Below are 20233 nucleotides of genomic sequence, written 5' to 3'. Positions count from 1 at the left end.
GCAGCTTTCGATTCGTCCCGGTTCGGAGACATCGTCCTGAAATAGCGCGCCAGCATGCTCGCCGGAAGCGCGTCCCGCCTTGCTGCGCATGATCTGGCACGAAAGCTGCATTTGCCCGCGCGGCGCGTCACCCGCGTCGAAACGGCCTCCGGCGCTTCCAGAAAAGGCGCACGGGACGTTCAAGAACAAACCATTCACGGAGACTCAATGTCGTTCCTCATCGTGCTCGCCGCCCTGGCGTTCCTGATGCTCGCCGCCTATCGCGGCTACAGCGTCATCCTGTTCGCCCCGATCGCCGCGCTCGCGGCCGTCCTGCTCACCGATCCCGCCGCCGTCGCACCCGTGTTCTCCGGCATCTTCATGGAGAAGATGGTCGGCTTCGTCAAGCTCTACTTCCCCGTGTTCCTGCTCGGCGCCGTGTTCGGCAAGGTGATCGAATTGTCGGGCTTCTCCGAGTCGATCGTCGCCGCGGCGATCCGCTATATCGGCAAGTCGCGCGTCAATGCGGTGATCGTCGCTGTGTGCGCGCTGCTCACCTATGGCGGCGTGTCGCTGTTCGTCGTCGTGTTCGCGGTCTATCCGTTCGCGGCGGAGATGTATCGCCAGAGCAATATTCCGAAGCGCCTGATGCCCGGCGCCATCGCGCTCGGCGCCTTCTCCTTCACAATGGACTCGCTGCCCGGCACGCCGCAGATCCAGAACATCATCCCGACCACCTTCTTCAAGACGACCGGCTGGGCCGCGCCCTGGCTCGGCGTGATCGGCTCGGTGTTCATCATCGTGGTGGGCCTGACGTTCCTCGAATGGCGCCGCCGCTCGGCGATGGCCAAGGGCGAAGGCTACGGCACGTCGCTCGTGAATGAACCGGAACGCGTCGAGTCGACCTCGCTGCCCAATCCGATGCTGGCCATCGCGCCGCTGATCCTCGTCGGCGTGGCCAACTTCGCGCTGACCAAGTGGATTCCCACGTGGTACGGCGCAAGCTACACGGTCGCGCCTGAGGTGCTGCCCGGCATCCACGCGCCCGTCACGACGGCGGTCAAGACCGTCGTCGCGATCTGGGCCGTCGAAGGCGCGCTGCTGCTCGGCATCGTGCTCGTGCTGCTGACCGCGTTCGGTCGGGTGAAAGAGCGTTTCGCCGTGGGCACGCGCGCGGCGGTCGCGGGCGCGCTGCTCGCCGCGATGAACACGGCCTCCGAATACGGCTTCGGCGGCGTGATCGCGGCGTTGCCGGGCTTTCTGGTCGTGTCCAATGCGCTCAAGAGCATCCCGAACCCGCTCGTCAACGCAGCGATTTCGGTGAGCGCGCTCGCGGGCATCACAGGTTCCGCGTCGGGCGGCATGAGCATCGCGCTGGCCGCGATGTCCGATACGTTCATCGCCGGCGCGCAGGCCGCGCACATTCCGCTCGAAGTGCTGCACCGCGTGGTGGCGATGGCGTCCGGCGGCATGGACACCCTGCCGCATAACGGCGCGGTCATCACACTGCTGGCGGTGACCGGACTGACGCACCGCGAGTCGTATCGCGATATCTTCGCGGTGACGATCATCAAGACGCTCGCCGTGTTCTTCGTCATCACGGTCTACTACCTGACCGGCCTCGTCTGATGCGCCGGGTTGCCGCCGCCTTACCCACGGCAACCCCAATTCACGTCGCGCACACGACGCCGCACACTTCCGCGGAAGTCCACATTCAACCGAAGGAAATTCACCGCGTATGACTCAAACCGCATCGAACACTTCGCTCGCCGGCAAGACGGCGCTGGTCACCGGCTCGACGAGCGGCATCGGTCTCGGCATCGCGACGGCGCTGGCCCGCGCGGGCGCGAACCTCGTGCTCAACGGCTTCGGCGATGTCGAAGGCGCGCTCAAGCAGATCGAGGCAGCCGGCGCGAAAGCCGTGCATCACCCGGCGGACATGACCAAGCCGGACGAGATCGAAGCGATGATCGCCTTCGCGAACGACACGTTCGGCGGCCTCGACATCCTCGTGAACAACGCGGGCATCCAGCACGTGGCGACCATCGACGAGTTTCCGGTGGACCGCTGGGACGCCATCATCGCGATCAATTTGAGTTCGGCGTTCCATACGATGCGCGTCGCGCTGCCGCAGATGCGATCGCGCAACTGGGGCCGCGTGATCAACATTGCGTCGGTGCACGGGCTGGTGGGCTCGGCGGGCAAGTCGGCCTACGTGGCTGCGAAGCACGGCATTCTCGGCCTGACCAAGGTGGCCGCGCTCGAAAACGCGCGCAGCGGCGTGACGGTCAACGCCATCTGCCCGGGTTTCGTGCTGACGCCGCTGGTGCAGAAACAGATCGACGATCTCGCCGCCCGCGAGTCGCTCTCCGCCGATGCCGCCCGCACCAAGCTGCTCGGCGACAAGCAGCCGTCGGCGCAATTCGTGACGGCACAGCAGATCGGCGACATGGCCGTATTCCTCTGTTCCGATGCCGCCAGCGAGATGCGCGGCTCGGCGCTGCAGATCGATGGCGGCTGGAGCGCGCAATAAAAAGCGCGTCGCGGCGGGCGCGCGTTATCGGCATAAAGCCCGCTGCACTTGAGCGTTTTGCTCGGATTCCCCTCAAGATTGTGGGGATATAGCCGTTATGTCCTTGTAAGTCACGGCGCGCCGCTCCCGACGAACGGCGCGCATCGAGAACGAAGCAAGGACATCATGCGCAACAATCAGCCCATTACCCAGCAAGAGTTCGAATTTCCCGCCTCGGAGATGCTCGTATCCGCCACCGATCTCTCCGGCAACATCCAGTACTGCAATCCCGCCTTCGTTTCCGTCTCCGGCTTTTCGCGCGAAGAGCTGATTGGCGAGCCGCACAATCTGATCCGCCATCCCGACATGCCGCGCGAAGCGTTCGCCGATCTTTGGGCGACCATCCGCGCCGGACGGTCCTGGACCGCGCTGGTGAAGAATCGCCGCAAGGACGGCGATCACTACTGGGTGCGCGCGAACGTCACGCCGGTCATGGAGCACGGCACGGTGGTCGGCTATTTGTCGGTGCGCGTGAAGCCAACGCGCGACGAAGTGCGCGAAGCCGCCACGCTGTACGCGCAACTGAAGACCGGCGATGCGTCGCACCGGCTGGTGCGTGGCGCGCTCGTGAGAAAAGGCTTCGCGGGACAGCTCGCGGCGCTCGCGAACCTGCCGGTCCGCGCGCGCCTGGGACTGGGCTTCGCGGCCATGCCCGTCGCGATGCTGCTTGCCGCGCTGGCCGGCTGGCACGGCGCGCCGCCGCTGCCCTTCTGGTACGCGCTCGGCGCGGGCGCGGTGGTCGGCTTGGCGGGCTGGCTCGCCTTGTCGCGACAGGTGGATGCACCCGTGCGCACGATGTCCGGCTTTGCCGCGCGCATGGCCGCCGGTGATCTGACCGTCGACATGCCCGATGCCCGCCACGACGATCTCGGCGACGTCCAGCGCGCGCTCGGCCAGTTGAAGGCGAATCTCGCGGCCATCGTGTTCGACGTGCGCGGGCAGATTGGCGGCATGCTCGACGCCGCCAACGAAATTTCGAGCGGCAACACGGATCTGTCGCGCCGCACGGAGATGCAGGCGGCCTCGCTCGAACAGACCGCCGCGACGATGGACCAGCTCACCACGACCGTGCAGGGCAACGCCGACGCCACCGTGCGCGCGCTGGAACTCGTCCGCGAAGCGCAGGCCGCAGCCGACGACGGCGGACGCATCGCGAGCCAGGTCGAGCAGACGATGGCAGGCATCACGGCGGCGTCGCGGCGCATCGCGGACATCACCGACGTGATCGACGGCATCGCCTTCCAGACCAATATCCTCGCGCTGAACGCGGCCGTCGAGGCAGCGCGCGCGGGCGAGGCGGGCCGCTCGTTCGCGGTCGTCGCAACCGAGGTGCGCAATCTCGCGCAGCGCTGCGCGGCGTCGGCGAAGGAAATCGAGGGCGTGGTGGCGACGAGCGTCGCGCAGATCGCGGAAGGCACGAGCCTCGTCACGCGCACGACGAGCCAGATGCGCGCCATCGACGAGGCCGTGAACCGCGTGTCGACGATCATCATGGAAGTCGCGAAGGCCAGCGGCGAGCAGGCGGACGGCATTGCGCAGGTGAATCAGGCCGTCGCCCATCTCGACGATTCGACCCAGCAGAACGCGGCGCTCGTCGAACAGGCGGCGGCCACGGCGCAACGGCTCGCGGAGCGCGCCGTGGTGCTCGACGAAGCCGTGCGGCTCTTCACCGTCGCGCGCGTCTAAGCGGACCGCAGCCGTGGCGGGAACGCGAAACCCGCATGGCTTGGTACTATCGGAGCATTGCCGAAGCAGGACCCACGAGGAGTGTCTCCGATGACCGCAGAGAACAATCGCGCGGAAGAAGCGCGAGCGATGGAACGTATCGTCAACGCCACGCGCCAGGTGCAATCCGCCTTCCTGGCGCTGCAAACCCAGTTTCCGCCCGAAGGCGACGGCCGTCCGTCACAGATGGCGCTGCAAACCTTCGACGCCGCGCTTCAGGAACTCGAGGACGCGCAGGCCGCCTTCGACACCATGCTCAACGATCTTTTCGACGGCAACCGCTGAGCTGCGGCATCAAGCGTTGCGCAGTTCGGGCACATCCTCGCGGGCGTCGCTGGGCGCGGGCGGGCCGTTGAGCGCGGCTTCGCCATCGGCGCCGCGCAGGCCGGCCCACGGCGCGCCATCGGTGGTCTGACGGCGCGCGGCGGCCACGCACGCCTCCACCAGTTCCCGGAAAGAAACCGCCGCCGAACTCGTCCGTACCAGCACTTCGCCCTGCAGCTCGCGATCCGGAAACACCAGTCCGACAATCAGCTCCGCCACCGGCGCGCGCTGATGCAGCCGGCGCAGCAGGTTGCGCAGATATGGCGGCGATTCGGCTGCGTCGAACGACACGACGCAGATGATCATCACGCCCGACAGGTCCACTTCGCCGAAACGGCCGCGCGAGAAGCGCTCGTAGCCGGCGAGATCGGCATACAGGCCGTGCTTGCGGAACAGCTGCACGGCGATGGTCGCGGCGAGATCGTCGAGTTCGCTGCGCCCGGCGATGCACAGCACCGACGCCGTGTGCCCTTCCTTCTCCGGATCGAAACGCGCGGGCGGCATTTCTGGCCGGAGCGCGGGCCTCTCGTCAGGGGATTCGAAGCTCGCGGGCAGGTCTTCCTTCGGAATCGCGGTCACGGCTGTATCGGCGGCGTCTTCCAGACCTTCGATGATGTCGAGCGCCGATTCGTTGATCCGCCGCAACTGGTCCGCCGTCACCACGCCGCGCAGTACGTCGTTGTGCGCGTAGCGCAGGCCTTCGAGCGCGACTTCGTCGTAATACGCGATCAGCGAACGCTCCTTCAGCAGCGTTTCGGCCTGGACCAGCGCTTCGTCGGGATCGTTCGCGAGCAGGCGCTGATAAAAGTTCTCGGCGGGCGTGAGCGCGGGCCGGTCGCCGAACAGCACGTCGAGGAACTCCAGCCGGTCCACGTGACGGCCGAGAATCACGAGACAGAGCGTGAGCGGCGTCGAGAGCACGAGGCCAATCGGCCCCCAGATCCAGCTCCAGAAAATCGCCGCGACGATCACCGCGAACGGCGACAGACCGGTGCTGTGCCCGTATAGCAGCGGCTCGACCACCTGCCCCGCGACGATGTCCGTCACGCCAAACAGCACGATGGTCCAGACGAGCATCGCCCAGCCGGGCCCGACGGCCGCCGCGAAGACCACGGCGACGATCGCCGCGATCCACGTCCCGACATATGGCACGAAGCGCAACAGCGCGGTCATCACGCCGAACAGCAGCGCGCCCGGCACGCCGATGATCGCAAGCCCGATGGAAATCACAATGCCCACGCCCATGTTGATGCCGAGCTGCGCGAGGAAATAGCGCGACAGGCGCCGCGCGGCCTCGTCCATGGCGGTGGTGGCGCGATGCAGGTCGCGCGAGCCGAACAGGCGGATCAGGCGGTCGCGCAGATCCTCACGCTGCAACAGGATGAACACCGCGACCACCAGCACGATGCCGGTGGTTTCCAGCGGACTGATGACCGGCGAGAGAAAGCGCTGCGCGAGTTCGAGCGGAGTCGGCGTCGGCTCGTGGACTTCGACGGGCATCGGCTGGTCGATGGGCGACGACGCCGGGTTGTCCTCGTTCTTCTGCTCCTGCTCACGGGCCGGCGAGATCCGCTTCAAGGCGCGTGACGCGCGGCCCAGGAACTCGTCGGCGCGGCCTACCGTGACGCGCTGGACGGCATCGACCTTGCGCTCGACGGCAACCTGGTATTTCGGCAGATCGCCGGCGAGTTGCGCCACCTGGGCGCCGATCAACGCGCCCACGGCCGTCAGCACCGACAGCGCGACCACCACCGCGACGATCACCGAAGGCACCTGGCCGAAGCGCAGGCGGCGCAGGAAATCGACGAACGGAGCGAGCAGGAAGCTCAGCAGGATGGCGAGAATGATCGGGATCATTACCGCGCGCCCGAAGTACAGCGCGCAGATCACGACGACTCCGGTAATCAGCGAGGCCAGCGCGCGCACGCCCGGCGCCTCGGGCGGCAGGATCTTGGCGGGAGGCCGGCGCGGGCCGGGAGCTTGAGGCATGGAGTCGGCTCGCTTCTGGAGAGGGCTAAGGGGCACGGCCGACGTCGCTGTCCGCCTGCTTCGCATCAAGCAAGGCGCGTGCCGCTCGACGCGCCTGCGCGCGCCTGAGGTGAGACGATGCGGGAGCCGGATTTTACTTCATTCATTGCAACGGTGAGGACATGCGGGAGCGCGTCGTGCTTCCCGCAAATGAACATGCGACGGTCTTGCTGTCGCCTCTCGCATTTTGCATAACGACGAACAAGGACATCATGGCAGTCGAATCACCCTGTATCGGCATCTGCAAGTTCGATGACAAGACCGGCTTCTGCATCGGTTGCATGCGCACGAAGGACGAGTGCAAGCAGTGGAAGAAGATGAAGGACAAGCATCGCGTGCGCATCATCGACGAGCAACCGCAGCGCAAGGCCAAGCTCAAGAAACACAAGAAGAAATAAGGAACAAAGGCTGGACTGGTCGGCGGTAGGGTGATGCGGAAATGCCTGCGTCCGGAGGACTACACTGGGTTTCTGTATGGCCCATCCTCACAGGAGCCTGTCATGAAAGTGAGTATTCCGCGTTGCACGTCCCTCACCTTCGCACTTGCCGCAATCCTGGCGGCGCCCGCCGCGCTCGCACAGCTTCATCCGAGCCCGGAAACCGACATGTACGCGCCGCAGAACAGCACGAAGCTCATGCCGAATGCGCCGCTCGGCAGCCAATATCCATCCCACGGCAATGCGCAGGCCGGCGAGCTCAACCTCAACCCGTCCGATCCCCGCGCGCAACTCGTCAACGGCCTGCCGAACAATGCCAACAGCGGCGGCTATGGCTCGCCGCTCGCGGGCAACAAGGCAAACGTGCCAGCTTCGAACTAACATTGCCGCGCGGTGAGTCTTGAAGCGTTTTACCCGTCACCATTCTCGTTTCGAGAAGAGTGATTTGAATTTCCGTCCCATTCTCCTCTTGAAGGCAAGAACCCATACTTGATTCACCGGCCGCACCCGCAACGCGGCCGACAATCAACCAGGGAATCTTGCCGTGAAGCTCTACACCTTTCCGCTGTCCGGACATGCGCACCGTGCGCAACTCATGCTCAATCTGCTGGCGATCGAGCATGACGAAGAATTCGTCGATCTCGCCAAAGGCGCCCACAAGACGCCGGACTTCCTCAAGCTGAATGTCTTCGGCCAAGTTCCTGTTCTGGTCGACGGCAAGCACGTCATCGCCGATTCGAACGCCATCCTCGTGTATCTCGCCCGCAAGTCGGTCGACACGAACTGGCTGCCGCACGATCCCGCCAAGGAAGCCGCCGTCCAGCGCTGGCTGTCGGTTGCAGCGGGGCAGATTGCCTTCGGGCCCGCCGCCGCGCGTCTCGTCACCGTCTTCGGCGCCAGATTCAACACGGAAGAAGTCATCGCGCGCGCTCATTCGATCCTCGGCGTCATCGATGCCCAACTGGCCTCGCGTGACTGGATCGCGGACATCGGCAGCGCGCATCCGACCATCGCCGATGTCGCGCTGTACAGCTATATCGCGAGCGCGCCCGAAGGCAACGTCGATCTGTCGGGTTACGCGAACGTCAACGCCTGGTTGCGCCGCGTCGAGGCGCTGCCCGGTTTCGTTCCCTTCAAAAAGACAGCCGCGGGGCTCGCGGCGTAAAGTCATCCGAGGCGGCGACGCCGCCTCACCGGCGTGTGGAGGCAACCCATCATGTCCAGCCCAGCGGTCCTCAATCCTGTTCCCCAACTCGCGCCCGCACCCTGGCATCGCGGCGAAATCGCGCTGCAGAAGGCCGCGGGCGTGCATGAGCGGATGGACAGCATGGGCCGGCGCGTCGTGCGCGACCACATGCCGGACCAGCATCGCCAGTTCTTTGCGCAACTGCCGTTCGTGGTCGTCGGCGCGGTCGACAGCCGCGGCGATCCGTGGGCCACGCTGATCGCCGGGCATCCCGGTTTCATGCAGACCCCCGACGCACACACGCTGCGCATCGGCCACGCACGCGATCCTCGCGATCCCGCCGAAACCGGCATGGCGGACGGCGCGTCCATCGGTTTGCTCGGCATCGAACTGCACACGCGCCGCCGCAACCGCATGAACGGCGTGATCCATCGCGACGGGGCGCACGCGCGCTTCGACGTCGCCGTGGAGCAGAGCTACGGCAACTGCCCGCAATACATCCAGTTGCGCGACTTCGAGTTCGTGCGCGAGCCGGGCACGCCCGGCACAGTCGCGCCGGTCGAACTCGACGCGCTGACGCCGCGCGCCAAAGCCATGATCACGGGCGCCGATTCGTTCTACGTCGCGTCGTACTTCGATCGCGATGACGGGCACCGGCAGGCGGACGTGTCGCATCGGGGCGGCAAGCCGGGCTTCGTGCGCATCTCCGACGACGGCTTTCTCACCATTCCCGACTTCGCCGGCAACCTGTTCTTCAACACGCTCGGCAACATTCTCGAGAACGGCCGCGCCGGCCTCGTGTTCGCGGATTTCGAACACGGCACGCTGCTGCAACTCTCGGGCGAGGCTCACGTGCTGCTCGATTCACCGGAAATCGCCGCCTTCCAGGGCGCGGAGCGGCTGTGGCGCTTCAAGCCGCACCGCATCGTGTACCGCGAAGATGCGCTGCCGTTGCACGGGACGGCGCGCGACGACGGCGCGTCGCCCAATGCACTGATGACCGGCGACTGGACGCAGGTATCGGAACGCCTGAAGGCCGCCGCGCTCGCGAATGCATGGCGCGCGTTTCGCGTGAGCCGGATCGTCGACGAGAGCGATTCGATCCGCTCGTTCCATCTCGAACCGGCTGACGGCGCGGGACTCGTGCCGCACCGCGCGGGTCAGCATCTGCCGATCCGCGTCACGTTGCCGGGCGACACGAAACCGTCGATCCGCACCTACACGCTCTCGGTGGCGCCGTCGGACGGCGTGTACCGCATCAGCGTGAAGCGCGACGGCCGCGTCTCGACCTGGCTGCACGACACGTTGCGAACCGGCAGCACGATCGAGGCGCGCGCGCCGGCCGGCGATTTCACGATCGACGCGTTGGAGAAGCGGCCAGCCGTGTTGATGGCAGCGGGCGTCGGCATCACGCCGATGCTCGCGATGCTGCGGCACATTGTCTACGAAGGGCTGCGCAAGCGCCGCATACGCCCAACCTGGATGATCGTGTCGGCGCATGCGCTTGCCAGCCGCGCGTTCGCGCAGGAAATCGACGCGCTCGTGCAAAGCTCGGGCGGCGCGGTGAACCTGATCCGCGTGCTGAGCGACACGCGGGACGCCGTGCTCGGGCGCGACTACGACGCGTCGGGGCGGATTGATCTCGATCTGCTGACGAGCCGCCTGCCGTTCAACGACTACGACTTCTACCTGTGCGGCCCGGGCGCGTTCATGCAAACGCTCTACGACGGCCTGCGCGCGCTCAATGTCGCCGACACGCGCATCCACGCTGAAGCCTTTGGTCCGTCGGCGTTGCGGCGCACGGCGGATCGCGGTGCGGACGTGAAGCCGCTGCGTCCCGCCGCCGCCGAACCGGTGACGGTGCAGTTCGTGAAGTCCGGCACGGCGGCGCAATGGCAGCCGGACGGCGGTTCGCTGCTGGATCTCGCGGAAGCGAGCGGCCTCGCGCCGGAATTCAACTGCCGCGGTGGCACCTGCGGCACGTGCCGGACGCGCATCGCGAAAGGCGCGGTGACGTACGAGAACGAACCGGCGTTTCACGTCGGCGACGACGAAGCCCTGATCTGCTGCGCCGTGCCGGCAGCGGATTCGGACGCTGCGCTCGAACTCGACTTGTGAGGGCAGGAAAGGCCCCCGAGACAGCGAGGTGGATTGTGCCCCGCGCACATATCCCCGAGAATGCACGGCATCCTTTCAGCCGGCATGCAACGCTTCTCCCATGGACCGAATCCAGGCAATGTCGACCTTCGTCACGGTGGTCGAAACCGGCGGCTTCGCGTCGGCGGCACGCAAGCTCGAGGTGTCGCCGTCGGTCGTGAGCCGGGTCGTGACCGAACTCGAGGAACACCTCGGCGTGCGCCTGCTCACGCGCACCACGCGCGTCGTGCGCCTCACCGACGCCGGCAGCGGCTTCTTCGAAGACTGCCGCCGCATACTCGGCGAAATCGAGACCGCCGAACTGTCCGCCACCGGCACGCACACGTCGCCGCGCGGCGTGCTCACGATCACCGCGCCGGTCATGTTCGGCCGCCTGCACGTCACGCCGATCGTGATCGACTATCTGCGCCGCTATCCCGAAGCCGATGCCAACTGCTGGTTCGTCGACCGCGTCGTGAACCTGGTGGACGAAGGCATCGACGTCGCGGTGCGCATCGCGGAACTGCCGGACTCGTCATTGCAGGCGATCCGGGTCGGCAACGTGCGGCGCGTGCTGTGCGCGTCGCCCGCGTATCTCGCGGAACACGGTACGCCCCGTCATCCCGACGATCTCGCCACGCACGTCATCATCTCGTCCACCGGAGCATCGACGCCGCCCGAATGGCGCCTCTACGACGGTGAGCGGCAGGTGCTCGTGCGCGCGCATCCGCGCCTGACCACGACCACCAACGACTCCGCCATCGGCGCCGCGCTCGCGGACTTCGGCATCGCGCGGCTGCTGTCATATCAGGTCGCGCAATATGTGCAGGAAGGCCGGCTCGCCGTTGTGCTCCCGGACTTCGAGCCGCCCGCCATTCCCGTTCATCTCGTGCATCGCGAAGGCCGCCATGTCGCGCAGAAGGTGCGGGCGTTCCTCGATCTGGCCGTCGCCACGCTGCGCGCGGATCCCGCGTTGAGCTACAACGGCTAAACGCCCGGCGCGACCGGCCGGACGCGGGCGCGACGGCGTCGAATCGAACGGCCGTCAGGCACGCTGCCGTGCAAAAAACCGGCAAAACATGCAACATAGCTGTCTCGTCCGATCCTGACCGATCGCCGCGCCTTTGGCTTTCTCAGACCCCTTCACGGCTCACGCACCATGACCCAACCGACTTCTCCCTCGAACGAACGCCCGCTCGACATGATCATCTTCGGCGGCGGCGGAGACCTGGCGGCGCGCAAGCTGCTGCCCGCGCTGTACATGGCGCACTCGCACTGCAACCTGCCCGCCGACACGCGCATTCTCGCGATCGGCCGCAAGGACTGGACGCGCGAAGACTATCTGAAGAACTTCATGGAGGCGCAGGCGCGGCCGTTCATCGAAGACAAGGTGTTCGACGCGCAATCGTGGGACAAATTTCTCGCGCTGTTCGACTACGTGCGTGTCGACGTGGAGAACCCGTCCGACTTCCAGCGTCTCGGCCAGGCCGCGCGCCCGGGCTCGCAGCGGGTCTTCTACCTGTCGACCTCGCCCGAGCTGTTCGTGACCATCTGCGACAACCTCGACAGCGCCGGCATCCTCGACGACCACGCCCGGGTCGTGCTGGAGAAGCCGCTCGGCCACGACCTGGCGTCGGCGCAAGCCATCAACGACGCAGTCGGCAAGCACTTCAAGGAAGAGCAGATCTACCGGATCGATCACTATCTCGGCAAGGAGACGGTGCAGAACCTGATGGTGCTGCGCTTCGGCAACGCGATCTTCGGCCCGCTGTGGCAGGCGCCGTACATCAAGAGCGTGCAGATCACGGTGTCGGAGACGGTGGGCGTGGGCAGCCGCGCGGGCTTCTACGACCATACCGGCGCATTGCGCGACATGGTGCAGAACCACTTGCTGCAACTGCTGTGCATCGTCGCGATGGAGCCGCCCGTTTCGCTCGATCCGGACGCCGTGCGCGACGAAAAGCTCAAGGTGCTGAAGTCGCTGCGGCCGATGAGTGTCGCCGACATCGCGCGCGACACCGTGCGCGGCCAGTACACGGCCGGCGCCGTGGGCGGCGAGGCGGTGAAGGGTTATCTGGAAGAAGCCAACGTGCCCGCCGACAGCCGCGCCGAAACCTTCGTCGCCGTGCGCGCGCATATCAACAACTGGCGCTGGGCCAACGTGCCGTTCTTCCTGCGCACGGGCAAGCGGATGCAGAATCGCCGCTCGGAGATCGTCATCGATTTCGCCGACCTGCCGTTCTCGATCATCCCCGACGGCCCGCGTCACTACGGCAACCGTCTCACCATCACGCTGCAGCCGGAGGAATCCATCCAGTTGCAGATGATGGCGAAGGAACCCGGCAGCGGCATGCACATGCAGCCGGTGACGCTCAATCTGGACTTGCAGCAGGCCATGACGCAGCGGCGCGCGGAGGCGTACGAGCGGCTGCTGATCGACGTGATTCGCGGCAGGCTCACGCATTTCATGCGCCGCGACGAACTGGAAGCGGCCTGGACGTGGGTCGAGCCGATCCTCAACGGCTGGAAGGAACTCGGCGACCGTCCGCGCGGCTATACGGCGGGCACGTTCGGACCGGCGGCGTCCAGCGCGTTGATGGCGCGCGAGAATCTGGCCTGGGCAGAAGAAGCGTGATGGACTGAACGTGGCGATGCGGACGGCATGCTGTCACCGCATCGCCGTGCGCACGGTTCGTTTCTCCCACCAGACGGCACTGGCCGCCATCACGGCGGACAGCACCACGATTCCGCCGAGAATGCCCGCGAGCCGCAGCGCGGCGGGCGTCGGGTCGGACGACCAGTGGTGATCCTGCACGAACACCATGATGAAGGCGATGCTGAACTGCCGGCCGACATAGCTCGCGCCCTGCGCTCCGGTCTGCACGTGACAGCCGATCCACACGCCCGCGCACAGCGCGATCATGCAGAACAAAGGTGAATCGCCGAGCAAGGGCAGCAGTGCGAGACTCACGGCCCCCGCCAGCAGGCAGCCGATGAAGCGCTGGATCATGCGCTCCGCAACGGGCTTGCGCGTCGGCTTGCCGAGCGCCGAGGCCGGCAGGATCAGCACGGCGACGGCGGTCACCATCGCCTGTGCGAAGCCCGGCAGGTTCCACGCATAAGCCAGCGCGGCCAGGATCATGACCGCCCATGCGCTCTGCCACGCAAGCCTTCTGCGCATCTCGCGGGCAACCTGCGCGGCGCGCGCAACGTGTGAAGCCGACACGGCCTGCACCGCCTGCGCCGCGTCTGAAGGCATCACGGTGATGGCCTGCGTGCTCGCGCCATCGACGCGATCCACCGTGGACGCAGCCTGCGCACGCGGCACCGGCGCCGCGCCGCGCGTGCGGCGGAAGTGTTGCAGGCCCGCGTGAAACAGCGCCGACACCGCCACGCACGCGCACGTCCCCACCACCACTTCGGCGACACGCAACAACGCGAACGAAGCCGTCGCCGACGCGAACACGAGCCGATGCGCCTCGAAGGTCACCATCATCGACGTCACGGCGCCCAGCACCCACGCATAGCCCGCATCGGACGCAAGCGCGCGATACACCGAGACGCCCGCAATCACGCCGAGCAGCGGCACGAAGATCCACGGGACGTCGCCGATCAGCGGACCGGCAAGCGCGCCGATGATGGCCCCGGCCACGGTTCCGACCACGCGATGCACGCCGCGCTGCGCGCAGGCGGAGAATTTCGACTGCATGACCGCGAAGCCGCTGATGGCGGCCCACCAGATGTTGGTCAGATGGAACGCGTAGGCCAGTGCGACGGCCAGCGCGACCGAGAGCATGGCCTGGGTCGCGAAGAGTGCGCGCGCGGACGTCGGGCGAAAGGCGGCGAGTTCACGTCCCAGCGACACGAAGGCGTCGCGCACGGTGCGCAAGACATCGGCGCCTAGTGCCTTGCTGCGGGATTCGATGGAAGGGGTGCTGCGGGGTGAATCGTCGGTCGGCATCGGGCTCGGGATCCGTCTGGCGTTTAGCTTGAGCGTAGTCGCCTGCGGAGCCGAGCGCAAAACAATTGACGAAAGAATTGCATCGGGCGTTGCATATGCGCCATCGGCGACGCCATGTACGCAATGCGCCGCAAGTCAGGAACGCGAGGTCAGAAGACGGATGCCAGCCGCGCCGAACACGAGCGCGAGGCAGCCGTCGAGGCCGCGCTGCATGCGCTGATAGATGCGTCGTGCGGACGGCATCGAGAACAGCGCGGCATAGCCGCCGAACACGCTCGCGCCGATACACAGGCAGCCCGCCACCACCACGAGCATGTGACCGGGCCCCTCGCCCGCCGACGAGCCGAGCGCCGCCACCGACATCCACACGAGAATCGCCTTCGGATTGGTGAGATGCAGCAGCGCGCCGCGCGTGTAGAGCGCACGGGCGTCGAGGTCGCGCGCGGGCGCGGTGGAGGACCGCACCGGCGGACGCAGCGCCGCGCGTCCGGACTTGACCGCGAGCCACAACAAGTACAGTCCGCCGCAGATCTTCACAGCCGTGAGAAAGCCCGAATACGCGGTGAGCGCCGCGGACAGTCCGAGCGCCGCGAGCATCGCCCAGAAGCACGAGCCGGACATCACGCCTGCCGCGAAGGCAAAGGCGGCGCGGCGGCCGGACTGGCTTGCGATCGACATGATCGCGAGATTGCTCGGCCCGGGGCTCGCGGTGCCGACGAAATACGCCGACCAGGCAATCAGCAGGTTCGCGCTGAACAAGGCGTGAGGGGTCATGGCGTGGGCGTCTCCGTTCAATGTTGTGCGCATTGTCGCGAAGGCGCGTCGGCGGCGTCCATGCATGGATGACGCCGGAACCGGCAGGCCAATTTTCAGGTTTCGACGTCCAGCTTCACCTCGTAAAGCGACTTGCCGTTCAGGTCGTGCAGCGAGACGGTCAGCGCGCGGCTCACCGGGTCGATCTTCGCGCGGCCGTAGAACTGTTGCAGCGCCGCGGGTGAGCGGTTCTGCGGATTGTCCTTCGGCACGCTCACATAGCGCAGTTCGGGCCCGAAGGTCGTGTCGAGCTCGTTCGGACCGAAGGTGCCCGCGTTGATCGGCCCGCCGACGAATTCCCAGAACGGCTTGAAGTCGGTGAACTTCGCGCGCGACGGATCGTAGTGCGTCGCCTGTGCATAGTGCACATCGGCCGTGATCCAGACGACGTTCTCAATGTTCTCCTGCTTGATGAAACGCAGGATCTCCGCCAGCTCCAGTTCGCGTCCGAGCGGTGCGCCGTTGTCGGCGTTGGCCCATGCTTCGTAGGTGCCCTTCGGCACATCCGGATTCGCATCCGGCACGACGAGCGAGATGGGCATGTCGCTCGCAATCACCTTCCACGTCGCGCGCGAAGCCTGCAACGAGGCCTTCAGCCACGCCGTCTGCTGCGAGCCGAGAAACGCGGCGTCCGCATCCAGCCGCGGCTGCCGGTTCGGCGAATTGGCGCCGCGATACGAGCGCTCGTCGAGCATGAAGACGTCCAGCAGCGGACCAAACTGGAAGCCGCGATACACCTGCTCAGGATCCAGCTGGTTGATGCGATACGGGTTGTATTCGAACATCGCCTGCTTCGCGCGCGCTTCGAGCAGGTTGATGGCGCGCGTCTGATAGCGCTTTTCCGCCGCGCCGATCTGCTGTCCCGGATACCAGTTATTGCGCACTTCGTGATCGTCCCATTGCACGAGGAATGGGACTTCGGCGGCGAAACGGCGCTTGTTGCGGTCGAGCTGGTTGTAGGCGAACGCCGCGCGATAGTCGTCGAGGGTCTGCGCCACGTGCGACTTGCCTTCGGTCACGAGGTTGGTCCACAGCGAGCCGTCCGGCAGTTTGACTTCGGCTTCGATCACGCTGTCCGAGTAGATCTGGTCGCCCTGATGGATGAAGAAGTCCGGCGCTTCACGGCGCATCGCTTCGTAGATGCGGTAGCCGCCGAAGCCTTCGTTGATGCCCCAGCCCTGCCCGGCTTCATCGCCGGAGAAAACGAAGCAGACCGGTTTCGTCGCATCCAGCGACGCGGTGCGCAGGCGGCCCGTCGCCGCTTCGCTGATGGTCTTGCCATCGACGAGATCCTGGAAGCGCACGCGATAGAACATATCCGCGCCCGGCGGCAGGCCGGTCAGGTCGACGCGCGCGGTGAAGTCGCTGCCCTCCAGCGCCGCGGGCCCGATGCGCCGCTGGAAGGTGCTGAAGTTCTCGCTCGTCGAGTACTCGACGATCATGCGCGCCGGCCGGTCCGTGCGGCTCCAGACGATGCCGCTCGTTGCGGTGACATCGCCGCTCATCACCCCGCCAGGTAGTTGCGGACGCAACTTGTCCGAGGTGACGACGGCGGGCGCCACGCCTTGCACCAGCGCGTCGGCCAGACCGGCGCCGCTGAGCGCAAGTCCGGTGCCGGAGACAAGACCCTTCAGCAAGGTGCGTCGGGACGGTTTGACGATGCGATCCGGCATGGCGAGCTTCCTCTCGATCGGTACGATCAGGCAGGTGTGCGCTGCGTCGAACCGGTGATGGTAAAGCGCAATGGTGTCGCTTTTGTTGCAGCCTCCGCGTCGGCAGGCTCGCGGTTCGTCGCGATCAGCACGCGGCGATTGCTGTGACGGCTCACCGCGTCGGCCATGCGCTCTTGCCAGAAGCGCCATGCGCCGGACCGGCTGCGGCCGATGACGATCAGGTCCGCGTCGAACTCGCGCGCTGCCTGCGCGATCGTGCGTGCGACCGTCGCGCCGTTCGGCAGGTCGATCGTGACGCACACGCCGTTTACGCTCGATGCGAGTATGGCCTGCAACGTGCGCTTCTCGACTTCGCGCACCTGTTGCTCGATGCAGGTCATCGACGCGCCGAAGTCGTGCTGCACCGACGAGAGCGCCCAGAACGGCAAACGGTCCACGACATGAAGCACCGTCAGGCGTGCATTGCTTTCGCGGGCGCGCGCGATGCCGAGCGCGAGCGCGGCATGGCTGAGACTCGGGCCCACGGCTACCAGGATATGTTGCTGCATGATGTCACCTCCTTGCGATGACCTGGCTCAGTGCATGAGCCACGCGCGCTTCACGGCGTCGAGCACGACCGCCTCGGTCCACGTGATGTGGCCATCCGCGACCACCGCTGTCTGGCACAGCGCCAGCACCTCGCGTCGGATGCGCTCGTCGCGCACTTCTTTCGCAAGCTCTTCGACAACGCCCGCATCGACCCGGCACGCTTCGTCCCACGTCAGATAAGAGGACCGTGTGAGGTCCTCGCATACCTCTCGCACGACTTCATGCAGTTCGCCCGCATGCAAGCCGAGCCGTCTGTAAAAACCGCGCCGTTCGAGCGCTTCGACTTCCTTGCCGCTGATATGCCCGTCCGCGATCAGCGACATCACGACGATGCGCGCCGCGGCACGCGGGCTGTCCGATGGATAGTGACGCATGGCTCAACTCCTCGATCAAAGTTCCTGAAGGAAAGGCCGTACGTGATGACTGGAGAGAACGCACCGCCTTTGCTTCGCATCGTAGGAACGCAGAATGAGCGGAAGATGAGCGCGATACCTCGGCGGTATGACCTCAGTCCTCATCGGTATTGGACGGGCGGCGCACCCTGCTCTTACTCTCCGGCATGCCAATCACAACGGAGACTTCATGAGACCGCCTCTCGATATCGCGTCGCTGATCGACCGCGAACGCGTTCGTCCCTTCCAGTGGACGATCTTCCTGCTGTGCTTCATGACCACCTTGTTCGACGGCTTCGATACCCAGGCCATCGCCTATACGGGCCCGGCGATCATCGCGGCATTCGGACTCGCGCCCGGCGATCTCGCGCCGATTCTCATCGCGGGCACGCTCGGCATGACCCTCGGCGCCATGACGCTCGGGCTGTTCGGTGACCGCGTGGGACGGCGTCCCGCGCTGCTCGGCGGCGTCGCGCTGTTCAGCCTTGCTTCGCTCGCGACCGCTTTCGCGAGTGATACCACGCAGATTCTCGCGCTGCGCTTCATCGCCGGCCTCGGCATGGGCGGCTGCACGCCGGTGCTGCTCGCGCTCGCCGCCGAGTACGGTCCCGCGCGGCATCGCGGCGCGATCATGACCGGCGTGCTGCTCGGACTGCCCGCCGGCGCCATGCTCGGCGGCCTGCTTGCCGCGCGCATGCTGCCCGTGATCGGCTGGCAAGGCGTGTTCGTCGCGGGCGGCGCGGCGCCGCTCGTGCTGCTCGCGCTGCTCTGGTTCGTGCTGCCCGAGTCACTGCACTTTCTCGTGACGCGTTCGCGCGACGATCATCGCGCCGTCCGCGCGGTGCTGGCGCGCATCGTTTCGCAACCGCTTGCGCCGGACGCGCGCTTCGCCGTGCATGAAGCTGCCGCGCGGGCGAGCGTCGGCGCGCTGTTCCGCGAAGGCAATGCGCGCAACACTGTGGCGATCTGGGCCGTGTACTTCTTCAACTGGATCGCGTGGTTCATGTTCCTTTCGTGGCTGCCCACGGTGCTGAAGGCCGCCGGCCTGCCCGCCGCGCAGGCGCCGTTCGGCACGGTCGTGGTGAATGCGGTGTTCATCGTCTGCGCGATTCCGCTGTCCATCGCGCTGCCGAAAATCAGCACGCGACGCCTGTTGATCGCGCTGCTGGCGTTGGGCATTGCCATTGCGCTCGGCCTGGCCTATGCGGGTACGTCGTGGGGATGGGTGTTCACGCTCGCGGGCGCGGCGGGGCTCGGCATCGGCGGACAACAGATCGCGCTGAACTATCTGGTGGTCAGCGCCTATCCGACGACACTGCGCGCCACCGCCACGGGCTGGGCCATCGGCATGGGACGCGTGGGGGCGATCGTGGGCTCGGCGGTCGGCGGCATGTTCCTCAACCTCGGCGGTCCGGGCGGCTTCTATCTCGTGCTCGCGGTGCCGCTCGCGGCCGCGCTGCTCGCCGTGATCGCGATCCGCACCGGCGAAGGCCAGGCGGATCCGTCGATGGCGGCCGCGCATTGAGTGACGACTGTTGGCTGAGGCCGCACAGGCTTGGCGAGTGCGTTGGGCTACATGAGACAGCATGTTCTCCTGTCTCAAGACGTGAGCCTTGTCACGCAAGGCTCACGCCCTCGTCGCGATGATTGGCATGCCGCATGCATGAGAGAGTGCGTCACATCGCGGCTGCCTGCCACTGACGCGATGCGACCGGGCCGGCTGCCTTGCGCGCCGGCCCGTTTTTTTGCGCTGCGTGTACAGCGCACCGCCGCATCAGAGGCCGGTTCGCGGATCGTAAGGACGCGCCGGATGATGCGCGATGTTCTCGAACTGCGGACGCATCGCATCGCTGAAGGTCTGCTTCTGCTGGTTGTTCAGCGAACCGTAGAAGGTCAGCCAGGCCTTCGCTGATTGCCCGGACAACGGCGCGTCCTGCTGCGCCGTCTTCTGGTCGAGCGCGTGCAGCGCGGAAAGATCGAGGATCGGCTGCTTCAGCAACGCCTGCATGCGCAACTGCATCTGGTCTGCGTTCATGCGCTCGGCGGCGTGACTTTCACGCATTGCATCGAGCGCGGCTTGCCATTGCACTTCCTGATCGGGCGTGAGATTCAACTGGTCATGCAGCGTGCGCATGTTGACCGGCTGCACGTGGATGGCGGTGTTGCTGTCCAGCGGCACAGTCTGCGCATAGACCGGCGCGGAGCCGACGCCAAGTGAAAGCGCAGTGACCACGCTCACGACCGACAGCTTGAGCAGCAATGCGGTACGCCCGCCAAGGTGCGTATGGGCGACAGGTTTTGCTTTGACGTTCGGGCTCATCTCGGTTCCCCTTTTCCTCGTTCGATGTTCGGATGGAGTTGCGCGCTTTCGCTGTTGCAACCATGAGACCGAGTGTAGGGATGGTGAATGAGCGAAGAA

18 protein-coding genes are annotated in these 20233 nt (G+C 66.2%); 11 read left to right on the top strand and 7 right to left on the bottom strand.

What is annotated here, in order from left to right:
• Positions 1-207 precede the first annotated feature (207 nt).
• The 4 genes from QCE64_RS28075 (at position 208) to QCE64_RS28060 (ending at position 4561) form a co-directional block, all read left to right on the top strand.
• The gene (locus tag QCE64_RS28075; RefSeq protein ID WP_310007495.1) at positions 208-1608 is read left to right on the top strand and encodes a GntP family permease; all 1401 of its coding nucleotides are present in this window, start codon (positions 208-210) and stop codon (positions 1606-1608) included.
• 109 nt (positions 1609-1717) lie between these two features.
• On the top strand, positions 1718-2512 hold the full coding sequence (locus tag QCE64_RS28070; protein ID WP_309934304.1) for a 3-hydroxybutyrate dehydrogenase: 795 nt from the start codon (positions 1718-1720) through the stop codon (positions 2510-2512).
• Positions 2513-2677: 165 nt separating this feature from the next.
• Positions 2678-4237 (top strand): methyl-accepting chemotaxis protein, encoded by a 1560-nt coding sequence (locus QCE64_RS28065; protein WP_309934303.1) that lies wholly within the window; start codon positions 2678-2680, stop codon positions 4235-4237.
• A 90-nt stretch (positions 4238-4327) separates the two neighbouring features.
• On the top strand, positions 4328-4561 hold the full coding sequence (locus tag QCE64_RS28060; RefSeq protein ID WP_061120011.1) for a hypothetical protein: 234 nt from the start codon (positions 4328-4330) through the stop codon (positions 4559-4561).
• Positions 4562-4570: 9 nt separating this feature from the next.
• Here QCE64_RS28060 and QCE64_RS28055 read toward each other — a convergent pair whose 3' ends face one another.
• Entirely contained in the window at positions 4571-6589 is a 2019-nt protein-coding gene (locus tag QCE64_RS28055) for an AI-2E family transporter (protein WP_309925458.1), read from the bottom strand.
• A 251-nt stretch (positions 6590-6840) separates the two neighbouring features.
• Between QCE64_RS28055 and QCE64_RS28050 the strand changes: the two genes are divergently transcribed.
• The 6 genes from QCE64_RS28050 to zwf all read left to right on the top strand — a co-directional run bounded on the left by QCE64_RS28050 (position 6841) and on the right by zwf (position 13022).
• Positions 6841-7026, top strand: a complete 186-nt coding sequence (locus tag QCE64_RS28050) for a DUF1289 domain-containing protein (RefSeq protein ID WP_309925456.1) — start codon at positions 6841-6843, stop codon at positions 7024-7026.
• Positions 7027-7128: 102 nt separating this feature from the next.
• Positions 7129-7446, top strand: a complete 318-nt coding sequence (locus tag QCE64_RS28045) for a hypothetical protein (RefSeq protein ID WP_309925454.1) — start codon at positions 7129-7131, stop codon at positions 7444-7446.
• A 163-nt stretch (positions 7447-7609) separates the two neighbouring features.
• Positions 7610-8230: a glutathione S-transferase gene (locus tag QCE64_RS28040; protein ID WP_309925452.1), complete on the top strand. Its 621-nt coding sequence runs from the start codon at positions 7610-7612 to the stop codon at positions 8228-8230.
• Positions 8231-8281: 51 nt separating this feature from the next.
• Positions 8282-10369 (top strand): pyridoxamine 5'-phosphate oxidase family protein, encoded by a 2088-nt coding sequence (locus QCE64_RS28035; protein WP_310007493.1) that lies wholly within the window; start codon positions 8282-8284, stop codon positions 10367-10369.
• A 100-nt stretch (positions 10370-10469) separates the two neighbouring features.
• On the top strand, positions 10470-11378 hold the full coding sequence (locus tag QCE64_RS28030) for a LysR family transcriptional regulator (protein WP_309925449.1): 909 nt from the start codon (positions 10470-10472) through the stop codon (positions 11376-11378).
• Between the two features lie 168 nt (positions 11379-11546).
• Positions 11547-13022, top strand: coding sequence for a glucose-6-phosphate dehydrogenase (zwf, locus tag QCE64_RS28025; protein WP_309925447.1), 1476 nt, complete (start codon positions 11547-11549; stop codon positions 13020-13022).
• Between the two features lie 33 nt (positions 13023-13055).
• Here zwf and QCE64_RS28020 read toward each other — a convergent pair whose 3' ends face one another.
• The 5 genes from QCE64_RS28020 to QCE64_RS28000 all read right to left on the bottom strand — a co-directional run bounded on the left by QCE64_RS28020 (position 13056) and on the right by QCE64_RS28000 (position 17796).
• Positions 13056-14348, bottom strand: coding sequence for an FUSC family protein (locus tag QCE64_RS28020; protein ID WP_310007491.1), 1293 nt, complete (start codon positions 14346-14348; stop codon positions 13056-13058).
• A 135-nt stretch (positions 14349-14483) separates the two neighbouring features.
• Positions 14484-15122 carry a LysE family translocator gene (locus QCE64_RS28015; RefSeq protein WP_310007489.1) on the bottom strand — a complete coding sequence of 213 codons (639 nt, stop codon included), beginning with the start codon at positions 15120-15122 and terminating at the stop codon, positions 14484-14486.
• 95 nt (positions 15123-15217) lie between these two features.
• A complete protein-coding gene (locus QCE64_RS28010; protein WP_310007487.1) occupies positions 15218-16834 on the bottom strand; it encodes an alkaline phosphatase D family protein in 1617 nt (538 codons plus the stop codon).
• 26 nt (positions 16835-16860) lie between these two features.
• Positions 16861-17382 carry a universal stress protein gene (locus QCE64_RS28005; protein WP_309925436.1) on the bottom strand — a complete coding sequence of 174 codons (522 nt, stop codon included), beginning with the start codon at positions 17380-17382 and terminating at the stop codon, positions 16861-16863.
• 27 nt (positions 17383-17409) lie between these two features.
• Complete coding sequence (locus QCE64_RS28000; RefSeq protein WP_309934294.1) at positions 17410-17796, bottom strand: TerB family tellurite resistance protein; 387 nt, start codon at positions 17794-17796, stop codon at positions 17410-17412.
• Between the two features lie 208 nt (positions 17797-18004).
• Between QCE64_RS28000 and QCE64_RS27995 the strand changes: the two genes are divergently transcribed.
• On the top strand, positions 18005-19339 hold the full coding sequence (locus QCE64_RS27995; RefSeq protein ID WP_310007485.1) for an MFS transporter: 1335 nt from the start codon (positions 18005-18007) through the stop codon (positions 19337-19339).
• A 249-nt stretch (positions 19340-19588) separates the two neighbouring features.
• Here the strand turns inward: QCE64_RS27995 and QCE64_RS27990 are convergent, their stop codons facing one another.
• Positions 19589-20134, bottom strand: coding sequence for a Spy/CpxP family protein refolding chaperone (locus tag QCE64_RS27990; RefSeq protein WP_310007484.1), 546 nt, complete (start codon positions 20132-20134; stop codon positions 19589-19591).
• Positions 20135-20233 lie beyond the last annotated feature (99 nt).

It is taken from the genome of Caballeronia sp. LZ043 (assembly GCF_031451075.1).
Lineage (GTDB): Bacteria > Pseudomonadota > Gammaproteobacteria > Burkholderiales > Burkholderiaceae > Caballeronia.
The sequence above is the reverse complement of the archived record's forward strand: the minus strand, read 5'-3'. Positions and strand labels throughout refer to the sequence as shown.